This window comes from Neisseria sp. P0024.S006, from assembly GCF_051956595.1.
Classification (GTDB): Bacteria; Pseudomonadota; Gammaproteobacteria; order Burkholderiales; family Neisseriaceae; genus Neisseria.
The window spans coordinates 1-456 of the sequence record NZ_JBQCXH010000051.1 but is presented as its reverse complement, the minus strand read 5'-3'; the positions used below and the strand labels follow the sequence as shown (position 1 = coordinate 456).

Below are 456 nucleotides of genomic sequence, written 5' to 3'. Positions count from 1 at the left end.
CGTTCATGTTGATTTTCAGAATTGCGTTGATGGAGGGGGATTACACTTTTTTTCGCATAGCGCGCAAAGTGCGTATTCATGCGAAAGGCCATCTGAATCAGGATTTCAGACGGCCTTTGTCAACAATTTTAAATTGCGGGAATATTTAAACTGCTTAAGCTTTCAACAATTCTTGCAGCTCGCCGGCTTCGTACATTTCCATCAAAATGTCAGCACCGCCGACAAATTCGCCGTTAACGTACAGTTGAGGAATGGTCGGCCAGTCGCTGTATTCTTTAATGCCTTGGCGTACGGCATCGTTTTCCACTACGTTGACGGTTACATAGTCGGTACAACCTGCCGCATTGAGGATTCGTACGGCACGGGAAGAGAAGCCGCATTGCGGGAATTGCTTCGTGCCTTTCATGAATAATACGACGCGGTGTGTGGTAACGACTTCTTTGATTTGATCGTGGA

The 456-nt window shown here is 46.5% G+C and carries 1 protein-coding gene; it reads right to left on the bottom strand.

Annotated features, from left to right (window positions below):
* Nucleotides 1-154 precede the first annotated feature (154 nt).
* A partial coding sequence (gene grxD, locus ACTHUF_RS11220; RefSeq protein WP_440407741.1) for a Grx4 family monothiol glutaredoxin occupies nt 155-456 on the bottom strand: 302 nt, incomplete at its 5' end.